This is a genomic window from Rhodopseudomonas faecalis, from assembly GCF_003217325.1.
GTDB classification, from domain to species: Bacteria; Pseudomonadota; Alphaproteobacteria; order Rhizobiales; family Xanthobacteraceae; genus Rhodopseudomonas; species Rhodopseudomonas faecalis.
The window spans coordinates 135,800-158,416 of the sequence record NZ_QJTI01000002.1 but is presented as its reverse complement, the minus strand read 5'-3'; the positions used below and the strand labels follow the sequence as shown (position 1 = coordinate 158,416).

Annotated in this window: 26 protein-coding genes and 1 pseudogene; 12 read left to right on the top strand and 15 right to left on the bottom strand. The window is 64.8% G+C overall.

The features are described 5' to 3' along the window. Positions 1–90 precede the first annotated feature (90 nt). From BJ122_RS19505 to BJ122_RS02435, 5 genes and pseudogenes are all read right to left on the bottom strand, one after another. A pseudogene (locus tag BJ122_RS19505) lies at positions 91–897 on the bottom strand (methyl-accepting chemotaxis protein); the annotation flags it as partial. Then, positions 828–1,235, bottom strand: coding sequence for a hypothetical protein (locus BJ122_RS19500; protein WP_110779576.1), 408 nt, complete (start codon positions 1,233–1,235; stop codon positions 828–830). The gene BJ122_RS19500 and the pseudogene BJ122_RS19505, both read right to left, overlap by 70 nt. Positions 1,236–1,540: 305 nt before the next feature. Next, on the bottom strand, positions 1,541–1,681 hold the full coding sequence (locus BJ122_RS19125; RefSeq protein ID WP_181418852.1) for a hypothetical protein: 141 nt from the start codon (positions 1,679–1,681) through the stop codon (positions 1,541–1,543). Positions 1,682–1,787: 106 nt separating this feature from the next. Then, entirely contained in the window at positions 1,788–1,958 is a 171-nt protein-coding gene (locus tag BJ122_RS02440) for a Flp family type IVb pilin (protein WP_080674818.1), read from the bottom strand. Between the two features lie 125 nt (positions 1,959–2,083). Continuing rightward, complete coding sequence (locus BJ122_RS02435; protein WP_110779575.1) at positions 2,084–2,596, bottom strand: YcgN family cysteine cluster protein; 513 nt, start codon at positions 2,594–2,596, stop codon at positions 2,084–2,086. Between the two features lie 267 nt (positions 2,597–2,863). Between BJ122_RS02435 and BJ122_RS02430 the strand changes: the two genes are divergently transcribed. Genes BJ122_RS02430 through BJ122_RS02420 form a run of 3 tightly spaced genes read left to right on the top strand, consistent with a single transcriptional unit; the run spans position 2,864 to position 6,290 of the window. Beyond that, positions 2,864–5,122, top strand: coding sequence for a transglycosylase domain-containing protein (locus BJ122_RS02430; protein ID WP_110779574.1), 2,259 nt, complete (start codon positions 2,864–2,866; stop codon positions 5,120–5,122). 32 nt (positions 5,123–5,154) lie between these two features. Next, a complete protein-coding gene (locus BJ122_RS02425; RefSeq protein ID WP_110779573.1) occupies positions 5,155–5,733 on the top strand; it encodes a DUF1214 domain-containing protein in 579 nt (192 codons plus the stop codon). Then, positions 5,730–6,290, top strand: a complete 561-nt coding sequence (locus BJ122_RS02420) for a DUF1254 domain-containing protein (protein WP_110779572.1) — start codon at positions 5,730–5,732, stop codon at positions 6,288–6,290. Before BJ122_RS02425 ends, BJ122_RS02420 begins: the two co-directional genes overlap by 4 nt. A 12-nt stretch (positions 6,291–6,302) precedes the next feature. Here the strand turns inward: BJ122_RS02420 and BJ122_RS02415 are convergent, their stop codons facing one another. Further along, positions 6,303–7,064 (bottom strand): hypothetical protein, encoded by a 762-nt coding sequence (locus BJ122_RS02415; protein WP_430694737.1) that lies wholly within the window; start codon positions 7,062–7,064, stop codon positions 6,303–6,305. A 13-nt stretch (positions 7,065–7,077) separates the two neighbouring features. Next, complete coding sequence (locus BJ122_RS02410; protein WP_110779571.1) at positions 7,078–7,278, bottom strand: hypothetical protein; 201 nt, start codon at positions 7,276–7,278, stop codon at positions 7,078–7,080. Positions 7,279–7,581: 303 nt separating this feature from the next. On the opposite strand from BJ122_RS02410, the gene BJ122_RS02405 reads away from it, so the two are divergent. Together BJ122_RS02405 and BJ122_RS02400 are read left to right on the top strand one after the other, a co-directional pair. Next, a complete protein-coding gene (locus tag BJ122_RS02405; RefSeq protein WP_110779570.1) occupies positions 7,582–7,944 on the top strand; it encodes a helix-turn-helix transcriptional regulator in 363 nt (120 codons plus the stop codon). A 123-nt stretch (positions 7,945–8,067) separates the two neighbouring features. After that, positions 8,068–9,033 (top strand): DUF2336 domain-containing protein, encoded by a 966-nt coding sequence (locus BJ122_RS02400; RefSeq protein WP_110779569.1) that lies wholly within the window; start codon positions 8,068–8,070, stop codon positions 9,031–9,033. A gap of 181 nt (positions 9,034–9,214) precedes the next feature. On the opposite strand, the gene BJ122_RS02395 is transcribed toward BJ122_RS02400, so the two are convergent. The 3 genes from BJ122_RS02395 to BJ122_RS02385 are packed head-to-tail and all read right to left on the bottom strand — an operon-like array spanning position 9,215 to position 12,121. Continuing rightward, positions 9,215–9,556, bottom strand: coding sequence for a DUF1491 family protein (locus BJ122_RS02395; RefSeq protein WP_110779568.1), 342 nt, complete (start codon positions 9,554–9,556; stop codon positions 9,215–9,217). A gap of 23 nt (positions 9,557–9,579) precedes the next feature. Next, a complete protein-coding gene (locus BJ122_RS02390; RefSeq protein ID WP_245407579.1) occupies positions 9,580–10,302 on the bottom strand; it encodes a peptidoglycan-binding domain-containing protein in 723 nt (240 codons plus the stop codon). Further along, complete coding sequence (locus BJ122_RS02385; RefSeq protein WP_110779762.1) at positions 10,295–12,121, bottom strand: PAS domain-containing sensor histidine kinase; 1,827 nt, start codon at positions 12,119–12,121, stop codon at positions 10,295–10,297. The genes BJ122_RS02390 and BJ122_RS02385 overlap by 8 nt, the downstream gene beginning before the upstream one ends. A 396-nt stretch (positions 12,122–12,517) precedes the next feature. Here BJ122_RS02385 and BJ122_RS02380 point away from each other — a divergent pair, with 396 nt between their 5' ends. After that, positions 12,518–12,952: a DUF5330 domain-containing protein gene (locus BJ122_RS02380; protein WP_110779566.1), complete on the top strand. Its 435-nt coding sequence runs from the start codon at positions 12,518–12,520 to the stop codon at positions 12,950–12,952. 259 nt (positions 12,953–13,211) lie between these two features. Further along, positions 13,212–13,637, top strand: a complete 426-nt coding sequence (locus BJ122_RS02375) for a SufE family protein (RefSeq protein ID WP_110779565.1) — start codon at positions 13,212–13,214, stop codon at positions 13,635–13,637. 21 nt (positions 13,638–13,658) lie between these two features. On the opposite strand, the gene BJ122_RS02370 is transcribed toward BJ122_RS02375, so the two are convergent. From BJ122_RS02370 to BJ122_RS02350, 5 genes are all read right to left on the bottom strand, one after another. Beyond that, positions 13,659–14,264 carry a DUF6456 domain-containing protein gene (locus BJ122_RS02370; protein WP_110779564.1) on the bottom strand — a complete coding sequence of 202 codons (606 nt, stop codon included), beginning with the start codon at positions 14,262–14,264 and terminating at the stop codon, positions 13,659–13,661. A 228-nt stretch (positions 14,265–14,492) separates the two neighbouring features. Further along, entirely contained in the window at positions 14,493–14,909 is a 417-nt protein-coding gene (locus BJ122_RS02365; protein WP_110779563.1) for a Ros/MucR family transcriptional regulator, read from the bottom strand. Between the two features lie 203 nt (positions 14,910–15,112). Beyond that, positions 15,113–16,138, bottom strand: coding sequence for a hypothetical protein (locus BJ122_RS02360; RefSeq protein WP_245407578.1), 1,026 nt, complete (start codon positions 16,136–16,138; stop codon positions 15,113–15,115). 307 nt (positions 16,139–16,445) lie between these two features. After that, on the bottom strand, positions 16,446–17,852 hold the full coding sequence (locus BJ122_RS02355; RefSeq protein ID WP_110779561.1) for a M20/M25/M40 family metallo-hydrolase: 1,407 nt from the start codon (positions 17,850–17,852) through the stop codon (positions 16,446–16,448). 235 nt (positions 17,853–18,087) lie between these two features. Then, a complete protein-coding gene (locus BJ122_RS02350; RefSeq protein WP_110779560.1) occupies positions 18,088–19,695 on the bottom strand; it encodes a helicase HerA-like domain-containing protein in 1,608 nt (535 codons plus the stop codon). Positions 19,696–20,012: 317 nt separating this feature from the next. On the opposite strand from BJ122_RS02350, the gene BJ122_RS02345 reads away from it, so the two are divergent. The 5 genes from BJ122_RS02345 to folK all read left to right on the top strand — a co-directional run bounded on the left by BJ122_RS02345 (position 20,013) and on the right by folK (position 22,613). Beyond that, positions 20,013–20,378 (top strand): DUF2267 domain-containing protein, encoded by a 366-nt coding sequence (locus BJ122_RS02345; RefSeq protein WP_110779559.1) that lies wholly within the window; start codon positions 20,013–20,015, stop codon positions 20,376–20,378. A 28-nt stretch (positions 20,379–20,406) separates the two neighbouring features. Continuing rightward, a complete protein-coding gene (locus tag BJ122_RS02340; RefSeq protein WP_027277885.1) occupies positions 20,407–20,814 on the top strand; it encodes a DUF4332 domain-containing protein in 408 nt (135 codons plus the stop codon). A gap of 77 nt (positions 20,815–20,891) precedes the next feature. After that, positions 20,892–21,746: a dihydropteroate synthase gene (folP, locus tag BJ122_RS02335; protein WP_110779558.1), complete on the top strand. Its 855-nt coding sequence runs from the start codon at positions 20,892–20,894 to the stop codon at positions 21,744–21,746. Continuing rightward, positions 21,746–22,123, top strand: a complete 378-nt coding sequence (gene folB, locus BJ122_RS02330; RefSeq protein WP_110779557.1) for a dihydroneopterin aldolase — start codon at positions 21,746–21,748, stop codon at positions 22,121–22,123. The genes folP and folB overlap by 1 nt, the downstream gene beginning before the upstream one ends. Next, positions 22,116–22,613: a 2-amino-4-hydroxy-6-hydroxymethyldihydropteridine diphosphokinase gene (gene folK, locus BJ122_RS02325; protein WP_110779556.1), complete on the top strand. Its 498-nt coding sequence runs from the start codon at positions 22,116–22,118 to the stop codon at positions 22,611–22,613. Before folB ends, folK begins: the two co-directional genes overlap by 8 nt. Positions 22,614–22,617 lie beyond the last annotated feature (4 nt).

Sequence of the window (22,617 nt, the reverse complement as noted above, 5' to 3'; positions counted from 1 at the left end):
CCGCCGCTGCGACCGCAGCCACTGTCCTGAACAATTAAAAGGCCCGCCCCGAAGGGCAGGCCTTTGGTTATCCCGCAGCGCGGCAACGGACTACGCGGCACGCACCGTATCAAGGAAGCGGCTGACTTCGTCCTTCAGCCGGCTGCTGTCCTGCGACAGCGACTGCGCGGCCGACAGCACCTGGGTCGAGGCCGAGCCAGTCTCGGTGACGCCGTGCTGCACCTCGACAATGTTCGACGACACCTGATGCGTTCCGGCTGCGGCCTGCTGCACGTTGCGCGAGATTTCCTGGGTCGCAGCCCCCTGCTCTTCCACCGCCGAAGCGATGGTCGAGGAAATCTCCGACATCCGGGCGATGGTCTCGCCGATCACGCGGATCGCCTGCACCGAGTCATTGGTGGCTGCCTGGATGCCGACGATCTGCTGGCTGATCTCGCCGGTGGCCCTGGCGGTCTGCTCCGCCAGCGCCTTGACCTCGCTGGCGACCACCGCAAAGCCACGCCCCGCTTCGCCGGCCCGCGCCGCTTCGATGGTGGCGTTCAGCGCCAACAGGTTGGTCTGGCCGGCGATGGTGTTGATCAACTCGACCACGTCGCCAATCCGGCTGGCCGCGCTGGTCAGCTCGCCGACGCTGGCATTGGTGGCACGGGCCTGCTCCACCGCCTCAGTGGCAATGCGCGCCGACTCCTGCACCTGACGGCTGATCTCGGAGATCGAGGACGCCATTTCCTCCGTCGCCGACGCCACCGACTGCACATTGGTGGAGGCTTCTTCCGAGGCCGCAGCCACGGTGGCCGTCTGCTGCTGCGAGCGTTCGGAGGTCTTGGTCAACGTCTGCGCTGACGCTTCCAGCTCGGTCGACGCCGACGACACGGTGTGCACGATCTCGCCTCGAGCGGCGGGTATTCCTGCCTCATGATCTCATCGAACGTCCGCGCGGCCTGATCGAAATCCGCAGCAAATCTCGGCAGACGTTCCTTCGCTTTGTTGATCTGATCGTGGAAGTCCTTGGCATTGCCCGCCACTTCCAGGCTGGTGCGCTGCATATCGGCCATCTCGGTCTCGGCGATAATAAGCCAAGCCAACCGACCAAAATTAAAGATACGCTGGTTGGCCCGTAGACCGGCCTTCATGCCCTGCACGTCCTTTTCCAGCATCTCGGAATAGGTCTCGTCGATCTGCGCCATCTTCGAGGTCGCAAACCAAAGTCCGCCGCCAACCACGATGCTCAGCATCAGGAAACAGGCCAGAAAAACACGGCGAAGAGAACGATCAGCCAACTAATCGCCGCGCGGCTCACAGCGACGCAGGCAAGGTCGCCCGGCAAGCCGGTGCTGGCGCCAAGAGACTGACCGACGTTACGCCATTTTGCGATCGCCAAGCGGCGATGGGGGAGCGGTGCCTGCCTGGCGCTGACCGCGCAAAGCCAAACGGGCCGCCCCTCAGGTGAGGAGCGGCCCGCTGAAATTTCGATGCCTCGCGGCGGCGGATCAAACCTTAAGCCCGGTCGCGGCCACGCGCGAACCGGGATCGTGCGGCGCTATTCGACCAGCAGCAGCACGAAGCCCAGAGCGGGCGCCAGCACCATGCCGACCGCGATCAGCGCGGTCACGGTCGCCAGCAACTGCCGCATTGGGCCTTGGGTGGACAGTGTTTCGTGCGTCGTCTCGAAGCTGCTCATGGCGCCCCCGCATTCAATGAGTGTCGCCATGGTATGGGCCGAGACCCGCTAACATTCCGGCTGCGGATTGCCGGGGATTCTCATGACGCCTCTCAACCTCGGTTAACTACTTGGCCGTGGTCGCGGTCGCGAGCGCCTCATAGTGCTTGCTGAGGTTGGTGCCGACCAGTTGCACCGCTGTCAGGATGACGATGCTCAGTCCCACCGCGATGATGGCGTATTCGATCGACGTCGCGCCGGATTCATCGATCAGAAATTCAGACAGCAGACGGGGCACACGTTGCTCCTGTGATGAACTGCGGAAAAACCCTTGCCCGCATCATAGTACGGTATTGGCGATTTGTTGCAGGAGCGTTGAGCCTCAGCGTCAACAGCCCGTAAACGGCATTGCCGACACCGGCCTCAGGCTGGCCGCTTCTTCAGTTTGGCCTGTCGCGGCAGCAGCGCCGGCCACGACACGATGTGGTCTTCCAGCTCCTCGACGCTGATCTCGCCTTCCTGGCCCTCGACCCGGCCGCGCACCGAAACGCCCGCCTCGTGCACGGTGCCCGGATCGCCGGACACCAGCGGATGCCACCAGTACAGGTCGCGCCCTTCGGCCACCAGCTTGTAGGCGCAGCTCGGCGGCAGCCAGCTCAGGGTGCGGACATTGTCCGGGGTGAGACGCACGCAATCGGCGAGCTTGTCGGTGCGGTTCGCATAATCCTTGCAACCGCAACCGTCAGGATCGAGCAGCCGGCAGGCGATATGGGTGAAATAGATCCGCCCGGTGTCTTCGCATTCCAGCTTTTCCAGGCAGCAGCGGGCGCAGCCGTCGCACAGGCTTTCCCACTCCGCCGCCGACATCTGTTCCAATGTCTTGGTTTTCCAGAAGAAACCTTCCTGTGGCGAAGGCCGTTTGCGCGCTGCTGTCATGCCGAGCCTTGAGGTCGAACCTGCGGAAGCAGCGGTTCTAGGCGCAGCGCCGCCGCTGGCGCAAGCCAATGTCGCCGAAACGCCCGCGCTCGCACGCGCGCCAAGCGCAAAACTCCTTGAGGCAGCATTGGTTTAATCGCCTTGGTCGGGTACAAGAGCATCTGAGTCTCCCGGGGCTTGGATGGCCTTGGGTTTGCCGCAACATTTCAGCACAACGTTCTTCCGGCGCGGCTTGGCGCCCGATGGATTGCAACTGCCAGGGCTCCGGTGCGCCACATCCTGCCCCCCGATTGGATAACCAAGATCCGGCACCGGATGCTGGATCTCGACGCGCGCCTGAACTCGTCGGTGTTCCGCTCATTCGCCGGGCTGCGCGAGGGCTATGAGCGCTTCTCGGTGTTCATGGACCGGTTTTACGTCGGCCGCTGGAAGCGCTGGGTGTTCATCGAGCCGCTGTCGGAAGCCGCCACGCTCGGCCTGTGCGGGCTGATCCTGCTGCTGACGCTGGCGCAATCGGCGTTCCGCGAAACCGCCGACGAAGACTGGCTGAAGAAAAGCGACCTCGCGGTGACGTTCCTCGATCGCTACGGCAGCCCGATCGGCAGCCGCGGCATCAAGCATAACGACTCGATCCCGCTCGAGGACTTTCCCGACAATCTGATCAAGGCGACGCTCGCCACCGAAGACCGGCGCTTCTACGACCATTTTGGCATCGACATCGCCGGCACGTTCCGCGCGCTGGTCACCAATGCCCAGGCTGGCGGCGTGCGCCAGGGTGGTTCCTCGATCACCCAGCAGCTCGCCAAAAACCTGTTCCTGTCGAACGAGCGCACCATCGAGCGCAAGGTCAACGAGGCGTTTCTGGCAATCTGGCTGGAAACGCGGCTGACCAAGAACGAAATTCTCAAGCTCTATCTCGATCGCGCCTATATGGGCGGCGGCACGTTCGGCGTCGACGGCGCCGCGCATTTCTACTTCAACAAGAGCGCGCGCGACGTCACGCTGGCGGAAGCGGCGATGCTGGCCGGGCTGTTCAAGGCGCCGACCAAATACGCCCCGCACATCAACCTGCCGGCGGCGCGCGCCCGCGCCAACGTGGTGCTCGATAATCTGGTCGAAGCCGGCTTCATGACCGAGGGCCAGGTGTTCGGTGCCCGCCGCAATCCGGCGATCGCGGTCGACCGCCGCGACGAAAACTCGCCGAACTATTTCCTCGACTGGGCTTTTGACGAGATGCGTCGGCTGGTCGACACTTTTCCGAAATCCTATTCGGAGCGCGTGTTCGTGGTGCGCACCACGATCGACATGAATGTGCAGCGCGCCGCCGAGACCGCGATCGAAAACCAGCTCCGGCAGTTCGGCCGTGACTATCACGCCACCCAGGCCGCGACCGTGGTGTCCGACATGGATGGCGGCGTGCGCGCCATGGTCGGCGGCCGCGACTATGGCTCGAGCCAGTTCAACCGCGCGGTCGATGCCTATCGGCAGCCGGGCTCGTCGTTCAAGCCTTATGTGTACACCGCCGCGCTGCTGAACGGCTATAAGCCGACCACGACCATCGTCGACGGCCCGGTGTGCATCGGCAATTGGTGCCCGCAGAACTATGGCCATTCTTATTCCGGCTCGGTGACGCTGACCCAGGCCATCACCCGCTCGATCAACGTGGTGCCGGTCAAGATTTCGATCGCGATCGGCGGCAAAGGCGGCCCGAAGGCCGGACGCGCCAAGATCGTGGAAGTGGCGCGCAAATTCGGCATCAAGGCGCCGCTGACCGATACGCCGTCGCTGCCGATCGGCTCGACCGAAGTGACGGTGCTGGAACATGCCGTCGCCTATGTCACCTTCCCCAACAAGGGCCGCGCGGTGACGCCGCATGCGGTGCTGGAAGTGCGCACCGGCGCCGGCGATCTGGTCTGGCGCTGGGACCGCGACGGCCCGCAGCCGCGCCAGGCGATCCCGGCCTCGGTGGCCGCCGACATGGCGGAGATGATGAGCCACGTGGTCAGCGAAGGCACCGCGCGCCGCGCGGCGATCGACGGCATTCCGACCGCGGGCAAGACCGGCACCACCAATGCGTATCGCGACGCCTGGTTCGTCGGCTATACCGGCAATTACAGCTGCGCGGTGTGGTACGGCAATGACGACTATTCGCCCACCAACCGCATGACCGGCGGCTCGCTGCCGGCGCAGACCTGGCACGACATCATGGTGGCCGCGCATCAGGGCGTGGAGGTTCGGGAGATTCCCGGCATCGACACCGGCAAGAAGCAGCCGCAGGCGCAGAGCGCCGCTGCCAATGTCGCCTCCAAAGCCACCGATCAGCGCCAGGGTCCGCCGCCGATCCTGACGCGGCGCGGCGCCGAAATCCTGGTGCGCATCGAAAAGGCGCTCGACGAGGCCGGCAAGACGCTCGGCCGGCTGCCGGGCGATCCCATCAAGCCGCTGTCGGCCAATCCGGTGGCGTTCCCGGACAGTTTTGCGTCGATGTCGGGCGGTGAGCCGCCTGCGCCACCGCGCCGGAACTGAGCGGTGCAGATCCGACAAGGAACGCTAGTCACGTGCGCCTCATCCTCTCGCTTCTGATCGCGCTGATCATCGCCGCCACGCTCGGCGTCGGCATCACCTGGGTCACCGCCACCCGCGGCATCGATCTCAACACCCTGACGATCGGCGCCTGGACCGCGCGGCCGCGGATCGGCACCGCCGATATCGATCCCTATGCGCGCGCGGTGATCGCACGCAGCGGCGAGCTGCCGATCGGCACCGGCGATGGCATCACCTTCTCGGCCGGCACCGACGACGCCAAGCGCCCGCTCGATGGCCGCTGCGACGTGACGGTTAGCGGCGTGACGCCGGCGGCGCGGTTCTGGACGCTGACGCTTTATGACACCCGCGGCTATCTGGTCGCCAATTCGATGAACCGCTACGGCTTCACCAGCCAGGAAATCGTGCGCCGCGCCGACGGAGCGTTCGAGATCAAGATCGCGGCGCGCGCCCGCGCCGGCAACTGGCTGCCCACGGGCGGCGTTGAGCGCTACACGCTGGCGCTGCGGCTCTATGATACGCCGGTCGGCGTCGCCACCAGGACACAACGCGACGCGCCGATGCCGGCGATCACCACGGTGGGCTGCCCATGATCCGCACCCTGTTCATTCTGATCGGCGGCGTGGTGCTGGGGCTGATCGTGCATCTGGTCAGCGTGCTGGCGCTGCCGCGCATTGCCAGCAAAGACGCCTATTCCCGCCTCGAACCGATCAGCGCGCTCAACGCGGTGACGGCGCTGCCGCAGGTCAGCCCGAGCGAAGCGCCGATGCCGTTCCTCGATCCGGCGTTCGCGCTTGCGGTGTGCCGCTATGATCTGTCGTCGGGACCGATCAAGCTGACCGTGCCGGTCAGCCAAGCCTATACTTCGGTGTCGTTCTATACCCGCAGCGGGCTCGCTTATTACGCGATCAACGATCGCTCCGCCGGCCGGCGCGTGATCGAACTCGATCTGATGACCGAGGATCAGCACGCCGAACTGCCGGACGAGGAAGACGTCACCTCGGCCGACCGGCTGATCATCGATTCCCCGAGCACCACCGGGCTGATCCTGCTGAAAGCGCTCGCCGCCGAACCCGGCTTGATGGTGCAGGCCAAGGCATCGCTGGCGGCTGCGACCTGCAAGGTGCAGAGCGAGCCCGGCAAACGCTGAGCGGCTCGCCGCTCAGCCGCGCACGCTGAGCGCGACGCCGCGGCCCGACGGCGCCAGATCGTCCTTGCCGGCCATTGCTTCCAGCCCGCCGATCAGGCGATCGGCATCGGCGGCCATATTGTCCGGCCCATGCAGCACCAGCCGTTCCAGTGCCCAGCGATAGGACGCCACGCGGCGATGCAGGCATTGCTGCACCCACTGCATGATCAGCGTGTTTTCTTCCATGCGCGCGACCGCATCGGCACGCTCGCGCGGCGATAGTTCCGAGACATAGCGCAGCGAGGCGTTGCGCTTCTGATCGAGCGCCAGCACCTTCATCGCGGTGTAACGGAAGGTTTCGAACTGCGTCATGTCGTTGCGCACGTCATCCATCAACTGCGCGTAGCGCGAGGTGTGGGCGCGGTGCGGCTCGTCGATCAGCAGCCGGCCATAGGCGGTGCGATCGAACGTCACCTTCTGGCGCCAGGGCGATGCGATCACTTGATAATCGCCGAACACGCTTTTCCAGGCCGGCCGCGAATGCGGCGGTTCGATCAAGGGATAGGCGAAGTCGCGCAGCGCGCGCTCATATTCGGTGAGCTGATAATTGGATGGGAAAATGCCGACGCTGCCGGTCGCTTCCGCGCCGACCCAGCGATGCATATCGTCATTGAGCATATCGGCGCGGGTGCGGCCGAAATCGCCGCCGCTGCAACCGGCCGTCAGGATACACAGCGTTGCCACCGATGACAGACGGAACGCGATACCCCACCGCGTCAAACTTCGCTGCGCCATTGCCTCCGTCCGATCAGGAGCGCGCCCGGCGCCGCCGCCGTCGTCCCGCTGCCGCGCCCTCTTTCGGACCGTTACCGTCGCTGCCGTCGCGATGCCGTTCAATCCGGATCACCGGCAGGATCAGCACCGTTGCTTCAATCTGGCGCGGAGCTGGCGCCAGACGCCCATCGAGCCGTCCCACCGCGTATGCTGGAAATGCAATGACCGTGCCCATCTCGATTTTCCCCGCGCCCAAGAGCCGGCGCTTAGTCATTAAGAGCAGGCATGGTTAATGAGATGTTAAACCTCCCCTCGTTCAATGACGGGGAGCTGGAACGAGCATGCTAAGTGTGGCCGCGCGGCCATAGAAGCGGCCGCCCTGACGCCGCACATCGTGCTTGCCGGCCAGTTTACGAAAGGTTGCCGTTAACGAGGCGTTTACCTACGCCATTGCGAAGGCCGATTGCAGCAATGCGCCGTTGTTTGTCCGCCGAGGCTGGCTCCTTTGCGGTGAGCTTTATGAATAAGGACCAGCGCCATGCCTGTTACACCCAACGAAGCGGACAGCGAGGACACAGCCGACATCGCGATCGCCCGCCGCGTGATGACGCGCATCACCAGCGGGGACGAACAGCTCCTCACCAGCGCGGAGCTGGACGAGCTGCTGGCGGCGACAACGCCGCTGGCGTTCTACCGGCAACGGGCCGGGCTCACCCAGGCTACGCTGGCGCAGCGTACCGGCCTGGCGCAAAGCGAGCTTGCGGCGATCGAGGCCCGGCGAAAGAGCGCCGACATACCAACCATGGGCAAGATTGCCGAGGCTCTTAATCTGACGATTGATGACCTCGTCGTTTCCAAATCCCCAGCTTCCCGCCCGGCAAACCGCCAGGCCGCGCGATAGCAGCGCATCCTGGGGAAACGTTACCAATGAGATCAAAGAGTTACTTCGCGTCAATCTTAACGCGCTGTTAAATCAAGAACTCTAGTTTGAATCGAATTGTACAGGTTCGCGCGTCCCGCTGACATGATCGCTTCACCGCAGATTCCCGGCCTTGATGGGCTGCTGACGCTATCGCGCCGCGAAGGCGTCGATATTCGTCCGACGCTGCTGCGCGTGCTGACCGATCTCTATGTCCAGACCCGCCTGCACACCACCGACGAAGAACGGCAATATGTCGAGCTCGCCAGCCGGCTGATCGATCAGGTCGACGACTGCACCCGCGCCGCGGTGCGCGCCCGGCTGTCGATCTATCCGAATACGCCGCTGCCGATCGCCTACAAGCTCGGTCTGCGCCAGCCCGATCCCGAAACCTTGCCGCTGGCTGAGCCGATCGCGCCGGCCGCGAGCGCGCCGGCACCGCAGCGCCCGCCGAGCGAGGCGCAGCTCCGGGTCTCGGCGACCTTGACCATGCAGCCGGAAGACGCGGCGCAGATCAACGACATGTTCTTTGCGGCCGGACCGCGCGAGCGCGCCCAGATCCTGCAAAACCTCGCCGAGACGCCGCTGCGGCCGGCGGCGCGTATTTACGGTCCGCGCGCCGAGCTTGCGGTGCAGGCGCTGGAAATGGCGGCCTATGCGGTCGATGCCGAGAATTTCGCCCGCGAATTGTCCGAAGTGCTGATCTTGCCGTTCAGCGTTGCCGAGAAGGTGGTGAAGGACGAAGGCGGTGAGCCGATGGCCTGCGCGGTGAAGGCGCTCGGCATGCCGGGGCCGGTGTTCGAGCGGGTGCTGATGTTCCTCGATCCGACGCTCGGCAGCTCGGTCGATCGCGTCTATCGGCTGTCGCGACTCTATGATGTGCTGAGCGAGCGCGCCGCGCTGATCATGCTGGCCGCTTGGCGCGGCACCGCGGTCGCGGTCACCCGCGCCAAATATCGCCCGACGCTGTACAATGACGAGCGGCAGCGCGCGCGCGGTGGTTCAGTCGCCACGCCGCTACGTCCGGCAGCGCCGGCCGCGCAACCGGGCCGCACCGCGAGCCAGGGCTGAGCGTTTTCGCGCGCTGTACGATAGCAGCTATTTATACCAGCGGCTCCTACCATTGACACGTCATGCCCGCGCTTGTCGCGGGTATCCACGTCTTGGAAGCGCTGCAAGATCAAAGACGTGGATGGCCGGGACGAAGCCCGGCCATGACGTGCGGAGTGGTTGGTATCAATTGCCGTTGGTATTACTTCGCCAGATCGAGAAAATGCCGCCCGGCGCGGTCTTCCAGTTCGACAATCCAGACATCGGGATCGAAGCCGGTTTCCTTGGCGAGCCGTTGTTCAACGGCCGCCTCCTCCACCGGCTGCGGCGTCGCGGCGACAAACACCCGCTCGAACGGCCGCTCATCATCATAGACGGTCTGCGGCGCCGGCATATAGAGCATGGCCGTGCCATCGAGCAGCGCCACCTTGATCAGCACCGCCCCTGCTTCCTCGGCGCCGCGGCGCCGGATCGCGCCGAACACTCCTTCGGTCTGGCAGCGGCGCAGATAGGCCGCCACCCAGATGCTGCTCTTCAATCGCATGACAAAACCTCGGGCGCGCGCGACTAATCGATCGGGCGGCCGGTCATCGCCGACAATTCCTTGACGAGCCGATCAGAGACCTGACCGGTGACCGGCATGCGGCGATCGCGCTCAAAGCGCTGAATGGCGGCCTGGGTGTCGCTGCCGGCGACGCCGGTCGCCTTGAGCTGGCCATAGCCATAATCGGTCAGCGCGCGCTGCACTGCTGCGATCCGGCGCGAAGAGTCGATCAGATCGCCGAGCGGATCGCTGCGGGTGCTGACCGGCACCGGGGCCGGCGGCCGCGGCTGCGCGGCAACCGGCGCCGCGACGGGCGCAGGCGCTGCGGCGGTGACCTTGGTCGGGCTATTGGCAAACAGATCAGCGCTGCGCGGCTCCGGCGCCCGGCCATCGAGCGCGCGCGGCTCGAGCGGCTTCAATTCGCCGACCCGGGGCTCAGCGAGGCGCTGCGTCGCTTCGGACGGCCGTGGCCGCGGCAGCACGCCAACCGCCGCCGCTGTGGCCTGCACCGCCGCCGGGGGCGGCGGCGCGGCGCCGAACATCGGCGACGGATGACGGCCAGCCTGCATCAACAGCGCATTGCTGATGATCGCGATCGCCGCCGCCGCAGCGAACATCGCGGCGATGACATCCTTGGGATGGTTCATCAGCAGCCGCATCGCCAGGCCGCGCTCATCATCAGGCTCCAGCGCTACCGCGCGCGCTCCTGACGAACCCGGCTTCTGACGAACGGACTTTTTAGGCACTCTTCTTCACCTGAAATGGTTGGTTGCGGATCTCGGTCGGCGCCGACGACGCCGGACCGATGGTCGCGATCTTGCTCGAGGCGCGTGCGCCCTTGGCGGTGAGCGGCAGCAGCACGGTGACCGTGGTGCCCTCGTCCAGCTTGCTGGCCAACGAAATGGTGCCGCCATGCAGCGCCACCAGCGTCTTCACGATCGACAGCCCAAGCCCGGTGCCTTCATGGCGGCGCTGATAGGTCTTGCCGGCCTGGAAGAACGGATCGCCGATGCGCTTGAGATCATCTGCGGCGATGCCGACGCCGGTGTCAGTGACGCGCAGCGCGAGATACGGCCCTTCGACCGCGGCCGACACCGTCACGCTGCCACCGCGCTCGGTGAACTTGATGGCGTTCGACACCAGATTGATCAGAATCTGCTTGAAGGCGCGCGGATCGCCATCGACGTCGGGCAGATCGTCGGGCGCGCGCGCCACCAGATCGATGCCGGCTTCGCGGGCCTTCAGCGCCAGCAGATCGCAGCAATTGACCAGCGCCGGGCGCGGCGCAAACGGTTCCGGCTCGATTTCGAAATTGCCGGCCTCCATCTTCGACATGTCGAGGATGCCGTTCACCACCGACAACAGATGCTGGCCGGAATCATGGATCAGCTGCGCGTATTCGCGGCGGCGCGCGGCATCGAGCACCAGCTCTTCGTCGCGCACGATCATTTCCGAAAAGCCGATAATGGCGTTGAGCGGCGTGCGCAGTTCATGGCTGACCGTGGCAAGGAACCGGCTGCGCGTGGCGTCGGCGCGCTCGGCTTCTGCGCGCGCTTGTTCCAGCGCCTGCTCCTGCTGCTTGCGCGCGGTGATATCGCGCATCACCGCAACCACGTCGCTGCTGGCGGACCCCGCCGCACCCGCCGCCATCGGCCGGCAGCGCAGTTCCACCCAGATGAATTCGCCAGTGCCGAGACGTTCTTCATAAGGCAGTTCGCGGCGCAGCCGGAACTCGACGCTGCGCGCTTCACCGCCGCGGCCGGCATCGGACAGCGCGGTTAGAAACGCCGGACGATCGATGACATGCACGCGATCAAACAGACCATGACCGAGCAACTGCCGCGCCGGCGTGCCGATCATCGCTTCCACCGCGGGCGAGATGAACTGCACGGCGCCGTCGCGGCTGTGGCACGAGATCACATCGCTCATATTGCAGGCCAGCAGCCGGTAGCGTTGTTCCTCGGCATTGAGCAGCGCGACGCTGGTGCGGCCGAGCACTTCGGCGCAATAGGCCAGGCCGCAGCCATAGAGCAGCGCCGACAAGACGCCGCCCGCCATCAGCACGCTGGTAGATACACCAGCGGCCTGCGACGGCGGCAGCGTATCGAAATGGGTCAGCCCAACCAGCAGCAGCGCGCTGCCGATCGCGAGCGCGGAGGCAAACGCCACCACGCGCCGCGACGCCGACAGCGCCGCCTCGAGCGGGATCACCACCAGCCAGATCGCCGCGAATGACGCGATGCCGCCGGTGTTGATCGCGACCAGCAGCACCAGCCCAGCCAGCGCCAGCGACGACAGCATGTTGGCGGCTTCGTAGCGACCGGTGCGCGACAGGAAATAGGACAATAGGATTGGCGCGGTCAGCCAGGCGAAACCGACCACTTCCAGCCCGGTCGGCGCGCCATGCAGCGCCAGATAGACCGGAAACGCCGCCAGCGCGGTGAGCGAGCCGAGCAGCCGCGGCGCGATGAACGCCCGGTGATGCGCGCGCGCAAGCGCATCGCGACGCGCTGAGGGATGCAGCAGCGTGTCCAGACAATCGCGAATGATGCTTGATACGGTCACGTTGATTGACGCTTTGGCTTGCTCTGACAAGGACGCGCCGTAACGCTCCCTTATCGTTTGCGCCAAACTGTCAGAGTGAAATTAAGCGAAACCTAAGGTCCATAGATAGCCAGCCCCCGGTGCTGTGCCTGCACAGTTCGCAAGGTCGACATGGTGAACGAGCGGTTTCCAAACCGCACCATGGTTTCCAAGAAGTCACTAATCATCGGGCTTGAATTAAATCGCACGCAAATCAATGGAAAATTTACGTCGAATCGATCCACGCGAGGGGCAAGGTGAGTTGCATCAAATTTGAAGCAACTCGCTCACCTCATATTTATCGACCATTGCTACCCGTGATCCGATTGCGAGTACAAATGTCGCAACGGGGGTCAATCGAGACGACGGGGTCGCGTGATGATGTTCCTGCTCCGCATGGCGTTCTGGCTCGGGCTGGTTCTCGTCCTGTTACCGCGCGAGAAGACGCCGGAATCCGAAAAGATGCCGCAGATCGGTGCTGCTGATGCTGTGTCCGCAGCAAGCGCCGCGGTATCTGACATGAGTCAATTCTGCAAGCGGCAGCCGGCCGCGTGCGAGGTCGGCGGCCAGGCCGCCAGCATGATCGGGCAACGCGCCACTGATGGCGCACGCAAGCTCTATCAGATGATCACCGACAAGAAGCCGAACGATCATACCAGTTCGATCGGCGACGATCCGTCGGAATCACCTGAGGGGGGAACTGCACCGCACGATACGCTAGAGCCTGGAGATCTCGACGTGGAATGGCGGCTGTCAGCGGCAACTACACAGGTGCCGCAGATCAGCGTACCGGACAGCACACCCGCGAACTGAGCCGCAAGCGCAGGCAGCTTGCACAGACTACGCGCAGCCCTTGAATGCGGCTATTCCGCGCGACGGTGATGATTTCTGCGCCTTTTGTTTCTGCGCCGGTTGTTTGAGCGGCTTGTGGTTGCGACGTTGGTTTCAGCGACGGATGCGCGATTATCGCTTTCAGGGCGCTACGAACCAATATATCTGTCGGGGTCTCGCCACCCGCCGACGCCATTGCCGACGCGTTCCCTGGGATGGCGGAACCGGGGAATGGGCCGTGATGACGATTGACGAGATCAGAGACAATTTCGCCCTGCTCGACGACTGGGACGATCGCTACCGTTATGTGATCGAGCTCGGCCGCATGCTGGCGCCGTTGCCGGAAGCCGATCACACCTCCGAGAACAAAGTGAGTGGCTGCGCCAGCCAGGTCTGGCTGCTGCGCAGCGTGACCCATGATGCCGACGGCACGCCGCGGCTCAACTATCTCGGCGACAGCGACGCCCATATCGTGCGCGGTCTGATCGCGATCTTGCTGGCGCTGGTGTCGGGCCGTACCCCGCAGGATATTCTCGCGATCGATCCGATCGCGGTGTTCGACGAGTTCGGCTTCAAGGAACATCTGACGCCGCAGCGCTCCAACGGGCTGCGCTCGATGGTCGAACGCATCCGCAACGACGCCCGCGAGGCGCTGGCGGCGACCTGAGCGCCGCCTGATCGCCAGACGCTAGTCGACGCGCGGCACCGCATCGTCCGCCCACCACGACCGCAGCCGCGGATCGATCCGGCCAACGGCACGGTCACTGAGACCATAGTGCCGCGCCAGCCGATCGAGCGCCAGTTGCAGCACGATTTTCGCCGACCGGCTCGGCCAGCCGCGGTTGCGCTCGACCTCCTCAAGCCCCCGCAAGAAGCAGCAGACATCAAGCAGCAGGCCGGCAAACTCCGGACCGCAGGCATCGAGCGCGGCGCGCACGCTCTGCCGCGCGGCGATCACGGTATCGGCGATGTGGCCGCCAAAACTGGCGCCGCGCCGCCGTCCGGTCGGCGCCTCCCAACTGGAGGTGACGCGCGGCATCATCTGCGCGCGGGTAAAGTCGGCACGCAGCCGTTCGCCGGCGATGAACTGGGTCTGGCTGATCATCGCCGCCCCGTCCCGCCCCTTGCGGCGCGCCAACCAGGCCAGCGGGCTCTCGCCATCGTCAATGGTGACCTGCTCGGCGCCGGTTTCACCGGCGAGGCGCTGGGTGGAGCATTGCAGATGCTGAGCCCGGAACCGGTCGATCTCAGGCTGCGGGCCGGTGGCAGCGGCGGCACGGCGGGTCTTGGTCATCGCCCGCCTCCGTCTTGAAGGCACGACGAAACAGCGCGCGGCGAAACCGAACCGGGCAACGCCGCGCAAAACCAGCAAGGCACGAAACCAACAGGCAGATCACGGTCAACCAGTCGCATGGGGCACCTCTCTATGGGATTATAATCCCATAGCCCCACACAACTGGCAACCTGAAAGACCGTCTTTTGCGGATTATTTTCCTGAAGCGCCGAGAGGCAGCCCGCCGCTCTATTTGGTGCGGCGCTTGCGCTGCTGGCCGAGCCCCATCTTCTTGGCGAGCTGGGAGCGTGCCACCGCGTAATTCGGCGCCACCATCGGGTAATCTGGCGGCAGCCCCCACTTCTCGCGGTATTGTTCCGGGGTCATGTTGTACTGGGTGCGCAGATGGCGCTTCAGCGATTTGAAGCGTTTACCGTCTTCCAGACAGACGATGTAGTCAGAGGTCACCGACTTTTTCAGCGAAACCGCGGGCTTGGCGGGCTCGGGTGGCGGCTCGGCGCGCCCCGCAGAGATGCGCATCAGCGCTGCGTGGATCTGGTTGATCAGACCCGGAAGCTCGTTCGCCGGGGTGGGATTGTTGCTGACATAGGCCGCGACAATGCTCGCGGTCAGGTCGATGAAGGATTTGCCCGCACTTTCGGTCATTTTTTTGAGTGTGCTCGGATGGAGGACGGGATCGCATGATCGCCCGCCACGATCAGCCACCGCCGCAACACCCCGAGAATTCAAGCATGTCGCAACAGCGCTTGCGTACAACGATTATTGGCGGATTGCGTACGGCGTGACAATAACCGAGCAGCGATTCCGACACTCAAATGTAAATTGTACGTCCTGACAGGTCGCTGACATCAACTGCGCTGATCGAGATAAGAACGCAATTCCTCAATTGACGCAAAGCGCATCAGCCCTTCGGGCATCTGCGCCTCCATTGAACCATCCGAATACAGTGAATAGGCCATGCCATCGACTTCGCCACTTTTGAGCAGCGTGACCTTTTCTGGCTGGTCGGAGGTTTCAGCCGTCGGCTCGGCCGCAGGCGCGGGCGTTGCCGTGGCGTCGGGGGTCGGGGCAGCCGCCGATTCGGCGCTCGCCGGCCGGTCCTCGGCGATCGACGATTCGCTGGCGCGCCGGCGCAGCTGATCGCCGCGGGCCCGTTCCGGCTCCGGCCAGGCTTCATCGAAGGCACTGCGCCGAAGATCGTCGAGCAGCGATCCCTGCTCGCCGCCCAGCGCATCGGCACTGCGGCTGCGCTGCCGCTCGCGCCGGGTCGAGTGGAACAGCAGGTTACGACGCTGCCGGCCGGCTTCGGCCTCCGCCTCGGCAGCAGCAGCCGCCACTGCGGCATCGCTGGCGCTGTCCGGCGGGGCCGGTTCAAGCGGGGCCGCGTCCGGCGGCGCAGCGGACGGCGGCGGTTCGGGAGCCATCACGCGCTGCCGGGCGCGCTCGCGCTCCCGCGCCGCATCCTTCTGCCAGGGCGGCATCTCACGATCATTGAACGCGGGTTCGGCCGGCGGCGCCATCGGAGCCGGTTCGCCGCTCAGTTCGCCGAGATCATGACGGCCGGTATCATGGCGCGGCGGCTCGGCCGCCGCAGGCTCGGCACGCGGCGGCATCTGCACCACCGGACGCGACCAGTTCGGCTCGCGCGTGGCGGCCGGAGCCTGCTTCGGCAAAGCATCAGTGGCCGGCGCGTGGCCCTTGAGAGCGGCGATCAATTCGGTGACGGCGGCGCGCAGCCCGAGCATGATCGTGCCGGTTGCCACCGCGATCGTGCCGGTGATGATCAAGGTGTTGCCGAAGCTGAACTCCTTGACCGGAATCCCATACCCGATCGCAGCCAGTCCAATCAGTATCAGGCCGATCCCGGCCGACATCAGCAAAACCATCTACCACCCCACCGCCGCGTTTTGGCGTTCCACAGCCATTGTATCGTCATATTCGGCTTGTTGCCATTCAGGAATTCGCTCTGGCGCGCGGTCCGGCCGCGTCCCCAGCCCCCACGCGAACACGCACCACGGCGGGCCTACCCTGGCCCGATCCCCTGCCCGGTGTTTAGCCCGATTGCAGAACGCATAGCTTCGGCGTAGCCTTGCGGCATACACCCTCTACGCTTTCTGGAATGAAACGCCGTCCAATTCCGGGCGGCGTTTTTGCGTCAGGCCCTTGGCGTCAGCGCCGCGTTCAAAACGGCATCTCCGCCAGCGCGTGCATCACCCGCACCCAGGAGCGGATGCCCTTGTGGAAGCTGCGCAGGTCGTACTTCTCATTCGGCGAATGAATGTTGTCGTCGTCGAGGCCAAAGCCAACGAGCAGGGTATCAACGCCCAGCACGCGCTTGAAATCGGCGACGATCGGAATCGACGCGCCGGAGCCGATCAGCACCGCCTCCTTGCCCCACTCCTCGGTCAGCGCGCGCTTCGCCGCGGCGAGCGGCTTCATGCTCCAATCGAGCGCGATGCCCGGCGCGTTGGAGTGCTCCAAAAACTCCGCCGAACAATCCTCCGGCAGCCGCGAGGTCACGAACGCGCGGAAGGCGTCGCGAACCTGCGCCGGGTCCTGGCCTTCGACCAAACGGAACGACACCTTGGCGGACGCTTCGGCGGGGATCACGGTTTTCGAGCCTTCGCCGGTGTAGCCGCCGACGATGCCATTGATGTCGCAGGTCGGCCGCGACGAGATCTGTTCGATCAACAGCCGGTCGGCCTCACCCGCCGGCCGCGACAAGCCGACCGGCTTGAGAAACAGGTCAGGCGTCAGATTCAGCGCCTTCCACTGCGCCAGCACCTCCGGCGGCACTTCCTGCACGCCGTCATAGAAGCCGGGAATGGTGATGTGACCGCTGTCATTGTGCAGACCGCCGAGAATGCGCGTCAGCACCCGGATCGGGTTCTGCGCGGCGCCGCCATAGATGCCGGAATGCAGATCGCGATTGGCGGCCTTGATCTTCACTTCCTCATAGACCAGGCCGCGCAGCGAGGTGGTGATCGCCGGCGTGTTGCCGTCCCACATGCTGGTATCGCACACCAGCGCGAAATCGGCGGCGAGATCGTCCTTGTGCTGCTGCAGGAACGGCACGAAATGCTTGGAGCCGACCTCCTCCTCGCCTTCGATCACGATCGAGACGTCGATCGGCAGCTCGCCGGTGACATCGCGCCAGGCGCGGCACGCTTCAATGAAGGTCGAGAGCTGGCCTTTGTCGTCCTGCGCGCCGCGTGCCACGATGATCTTGCGGCCATCGGCGTGATCGGTGAGCACCGGCTCGAATGGCGGGCGATGCCACAGGCTGAGCGGATCGACCGGCTGCACATCGTAATGGCCGTAAAACAGCGCGTGCGGCCGGTCGCCGCGATTGCCGCGCGCCTTGGCGATCACCGCGGGATGGCCGCCGGTCGGCCGCACCTCGGCATCAAAGCCCAGCGACGTGATATCGACCGCGAGATGGTCCGCCGCGGCCTGGCAGTCGCCGGCAAACGCTGGGTCCGCGGAAATCGACTTGATCCGCAGCAGTGCAAACAGCCGCTCCAGGCTCTGATCCAGACCGGCATCCACCTGGTCAAGGACCGCTTGCAGGTTTGACGTATTGGCCATGACTTCCCTCGCCGGTTCGGATGAGCTCCAGATTCAATAGGATCGCGTATCAACATGCTCGCGTGTCAATCTCGCGTCGTCGAACGCAGTGACGGCCGGTTCGCTTCGAGAAAACGCATCAGAACAACAATGGAGCATTGCGGCTCTGATTCCATCAGAACCGCAACCAGCATAGCGCCGCGACCGGCATCAAATCAAAACTGTCGTGTGCACATCGACGCGGCCATGCCGTGCCTCAACGCCGCAATAGCCCGCCGAGCGTGCCACGCACGATCGAACGGCCGACCGAACCACCGAGCGAGCCGCCCACTGACTTGCCAAGATCGGCCGCAATGCCGCCAATCACCTTGTCGGTGACGGTGCGCGCGACATTGCGCGCCACCACCTGGCCGGTGCTGAGCTTGCCGCGCGGCGTGTTGGTGCCGAACACGGTGGCGACGATCGCGCCGAGCTGGCCGAGCAGGCCGCCTTCGGCCGCCCCGCCCTCGCCGCTCGCTTTGCCGTCGATCCGGCTGCGCAGCATCTCATAGGCGGATTCGGAATCGATCGCGGCCTCGTATTTGCCCTTGAGCGGGCTGGCCGCCAGGATCGCCTTGCGCTCCTCGGCGGTCACCGGCCCGATCCGCGCGGTCGGCGGCCGGATCAGCACCCGCTCCACCATCGCCGGGGTGCCGTTGCCTTCCAGGAACGACACCAGCGCTTCGCCCTTGCCCAGCTCGGTGATCACCTTGGCGGTATCGAGCTTGGGATTGGGCCTAAAAGTTTCAGCCGCGGCGGTGACGGCGCGCTGATCGCGCGGCGTGAAGGCGCGTAGCGCGTGCTGCACGCGATTGCCGAGCTGGGCCAGCACGCGGTCCGGCACGTCGATCGGGTTCTGGGTGATGAAATAGACGCCGACGCCCTTGGAGCGGATCAGCCGCACCACCTGCTCGATCTTGTCGAGCAGCGACTTTGGCGCGTCGTTGAACAACAGATGGGCCTCGTCAAAGAAGAACACCAGCTTCGGCTTCTCGACATCGCCGACCTCGGGCAGCTCCTCGAACAGCTCCGACAGCATCCACAGCAGGAAGGTGGCGTACAGCCGCGGATTATTCATCAGCTTGTCGGCGGCCAGGATATTGACGATGCCGCGACCCTCGGCGTCGGTGCGCAGCATGTCCTGCAACAGCAGCGCCGGCTCGCCAAAAAACTTCTCGCCGCCCTGGTTTTCCAGCACCAGCAATTGCCGCTGAATGGTGCCGACAGTCTGCTTGGTGACATTGCCGAGCGCCTGCGCCGCCTGCCGGATGTCGGCATTGACGTCGCCATGCTCGGCCACTTTCTGCGCGATCGGCGCGATGGCATCGAGCATCGCGCGCAGGTCCTTCATATCGACCAGCGGCATGCCATTGTCATCGGCGACCCGGAACGCGACGTTGAGCACGCCCTCCTGCACGTCGTTGAGATCGAGCATCCGCGACAGCAACAGCGGCCCCATCTCCGAGACCGTGGCGCGCACCGGATGGCCCTGCTCGCCGAACACGTCCCAAAATACCGTCGTGAACTGGTCGGGCTGCAATTTCAGCCCCATGTCCTTGGCGCGCTTGATCAGCGCGTCATTGGGCGTGCCGGCCTCGGCAATGCCGGACAGATCGCCCTTGATGTCGGCGGCAAACACCGGCACGCCGGCGCGCGCAAAGCCCTCGGCCATCACCTGCAGCGTCACGGTCTTGCCGGTGCCGGTGGCGCCGGTGACCAGGCCGTGCCGATTGGCCAGCGCCAGCGTCAGCCATGCGGCCTGCTGTTCCTTGCCGATAAAGATCTTGTCTTTGCTGTCTGCGATGCCATCACCGCTGGTCGCCATCGTCTCGCATCTCCGGACCTAGAACAGTTTGCTGGGACTCTATTCTAATAGAGTAAAGCGCCGATCAAAACTGGGATCGGCGCCGCCATGGGCGGCATTCGGACCCAGTTGCATGCAGGTTGTGACGCATTGTGCAGCCGCGTAATCCTACGAAAAAAGAGCAACGCTGCACCTTTGCTCTTGCATTGCTGCAACACTTGAAAAGCGATCGCCGCCGAATCGTTGCGCTATTGTGCGGATCGCTTGTATTTCATGGTGGGGCTGATCAAGATCGGGGCACAAGAAAGATCCGGACAATATCCGGAAGTGGGGGCGTAATGGACGAGTTGATTGAGCGGCTGACCAGCAAGGTCGGCCTCGAGCGAGATGTGGCCACACGGACGGTTGGCCTGATCCTCGGCTTCCTTCGCAACGAAGGCCCGACTGACAAGGTTCAAGCGCTGATCGATTCCATCCCTGGAGCTGCAGAAATCGTCGAGCCGGCCGCCCCGCGCAGCGGTTTCGGCAAGCTGCTCGGCGGCGGCGTGATGGCTCTGGGCGCCAAGCTGATGGGCCTTGGGCTCGGCATGGCGCAGATTCAAAGCATCGCGCGCGAATTGTTCAAATATGGCCGCGACAAGATCGGCGAAGACGGCATGCAGGAGATCATCGCTGGCACGCCTGGCCTGAGCAAGCTGACCTGATCCTTTCATTTTTGTAGTTTTGAGTGCCATGACATATTCCATCAGCAAACTCGACAGCATCGATCCCGATGCCGTGTCGAAACTGAAATCGGTCGGGATCCGCACCACCGATGCCTTTTTGGACGCCGCCAAGACCGTGAAAGGGCGCAAGGCGCTGGCTGCGAAAACCGGCATCAGCGAACAGCAATTGCTCGAATGGGCCAACATTGCCGACTACATGCGCGTGCCCGGCATGGGCAGCGCCAAGGCGCTGCTGCTGCGCGCCTCCGGCGTCAGCACGCTGCGCGAATTCACGCTGCGCAACCCGGCCCGGCTGGCGCAGAACATGAAAGACGCCAACGATAAGCGGAAGCTGGTGCGGGCGCTGCCGTCGGAAAAATCGGTCAGCGAGCTGATCGAAAAAGCCCGCAAATTGCCGCTGAAAATCACCTATTAGCAACGGCGGCGGGACTTTCAGCCGCGCGCGTTCGCGGCGGCTTGACTCCGCGGCACGGACCGCGCAAAGCGAGCCCCATGATCACAACCAAGCTCCCGCTCGCGGCGGCCAAGCCGCCGGTTCATCCGCTGTTGCAACCATGGCTGACGCGGCGCGTGCCCGCCGTGATGGGCGTGCTCAACGTCACCCCGGATTCCTTTTCCGACGGCGGCAAATTCCTGGCTCCGGACGCTGCCCGCGCCCAGGCCGCCAAGCTGATCGCCGACGGCGCCGACATCATCGATATCGGCGCGGAATCGACCCGCCCCTACGGATCGCAGCCGGTCTCGGCCGCCGAAGAAATGGCGCGGCTACGCCCGGTGCTGGCCGATGTGGTGGCGCTCGGTACGCCGGTGTCGATCGACAGCATGAAGGCCGAAGTGGTGGCGTTTGCGCTCGATACCGGGGTCGCGATCGCCAACGACGTCTGGGGCCTGCAGCGCGACCCGGCGATGGCCGAGGTGGTGGCGTCCTACGGCGTGCCGGTGATCGTGATGCATAATCGCGATGCCGCAGATCCCGCGATCGACATCATGGCCGACATCGCGATGTTCTTTGACCACTCGCTGACCATCGCCGCCAAGGCCGGCGTCCGGCAGGAGCAGATCGTGCTCGATCCGGGCATCGGCTTTGGCAAGACCCCGGAACAGAGCATCACGGTGCTGGCGCGGCTCGATGAACTGCAGCGTTTCGGCCTGCCGCTATTGATCGGCGCCTCGCGTAAGCGCTTCATCGGCACGGTGTCGCCCTCGGAGCCGCAGCAGCGGCTCGGCGGCTCGATTGCCGCGCATCTTCTGGCCGCGCAGCACGGCGCCCAGATCATCCGCGCGCACGACGTTGCCGAAACGGTGCAGGCGCTGCGCGTCGCTTGCGCGATCGACGACGCCCGCTGATGACCGATACCATCTTTATTCGCGGCCTGTCTGTACACGCCCGCCATGGCGTCATGGAGCACGAGAGCAAAGTCGGCCAGCGCTTCGTGATCGATCTCGAACTAACCGCCGACCTGTCGGAATCCTCGCGCACCGATCGGCTTGCCGACACCGTGTCCTATTCCAACGTGGTTGATTGCGCGACCGCAGCGTTCAAGCACGTCAATTATCGGCTGCTGGAGCGCGCGGCCGGTGCGGTCGCTGACGCGATCCTGGCGGCGTTCCCGAAGATCACCACCATCAAGGTCACGGTGCACAAGCCGCACGCGCCGATCGCCGCGATTTTCGACGATGTCGGCGTGATCCTGACCCGCAGTCGTCCCAAGGCCGATGGCTAGCGCGCTGATCGCGCTGGGCGGCAATGTCGGCGATGTCCGCGACACGTTTACCCGCGCCATCCCGATGATCTGCGGCATGGCGCAGGCCTCGCTCGAAGGCCGTTCCTCGGACTACGCCACCCCGCCCTGGGGCCAGGAAGATCAGGCGCGCTTCGTCAATGCCTGTATCGAGATCGACACCCCACTCAATCCGCTGACGCTGCTCGAGGTGCTGCACAAGGTCGAGCGGCGGTTCGGCCGCGATCGCACCTGCGAAACCCGCTGGGGGCCGCGCACGCTCGACCTCGATCTGTTGGCGTTCGAGGATGCCGAAATCGAGCGCAGCGATCTGCAATTGCCGCACCCGCGGCTGTTCGAGCGTGCCTTTGTGCTGGTACCGCTGATGGAGATCGCGCCCGACCGGCTGATCGCCGGACGCACGGCGCGCGCCGCACTCGCGGACTTGTCCACCGCGGGCATCGAGCGGCTGCCGCCGCCATCTCCGAATTAGCCGA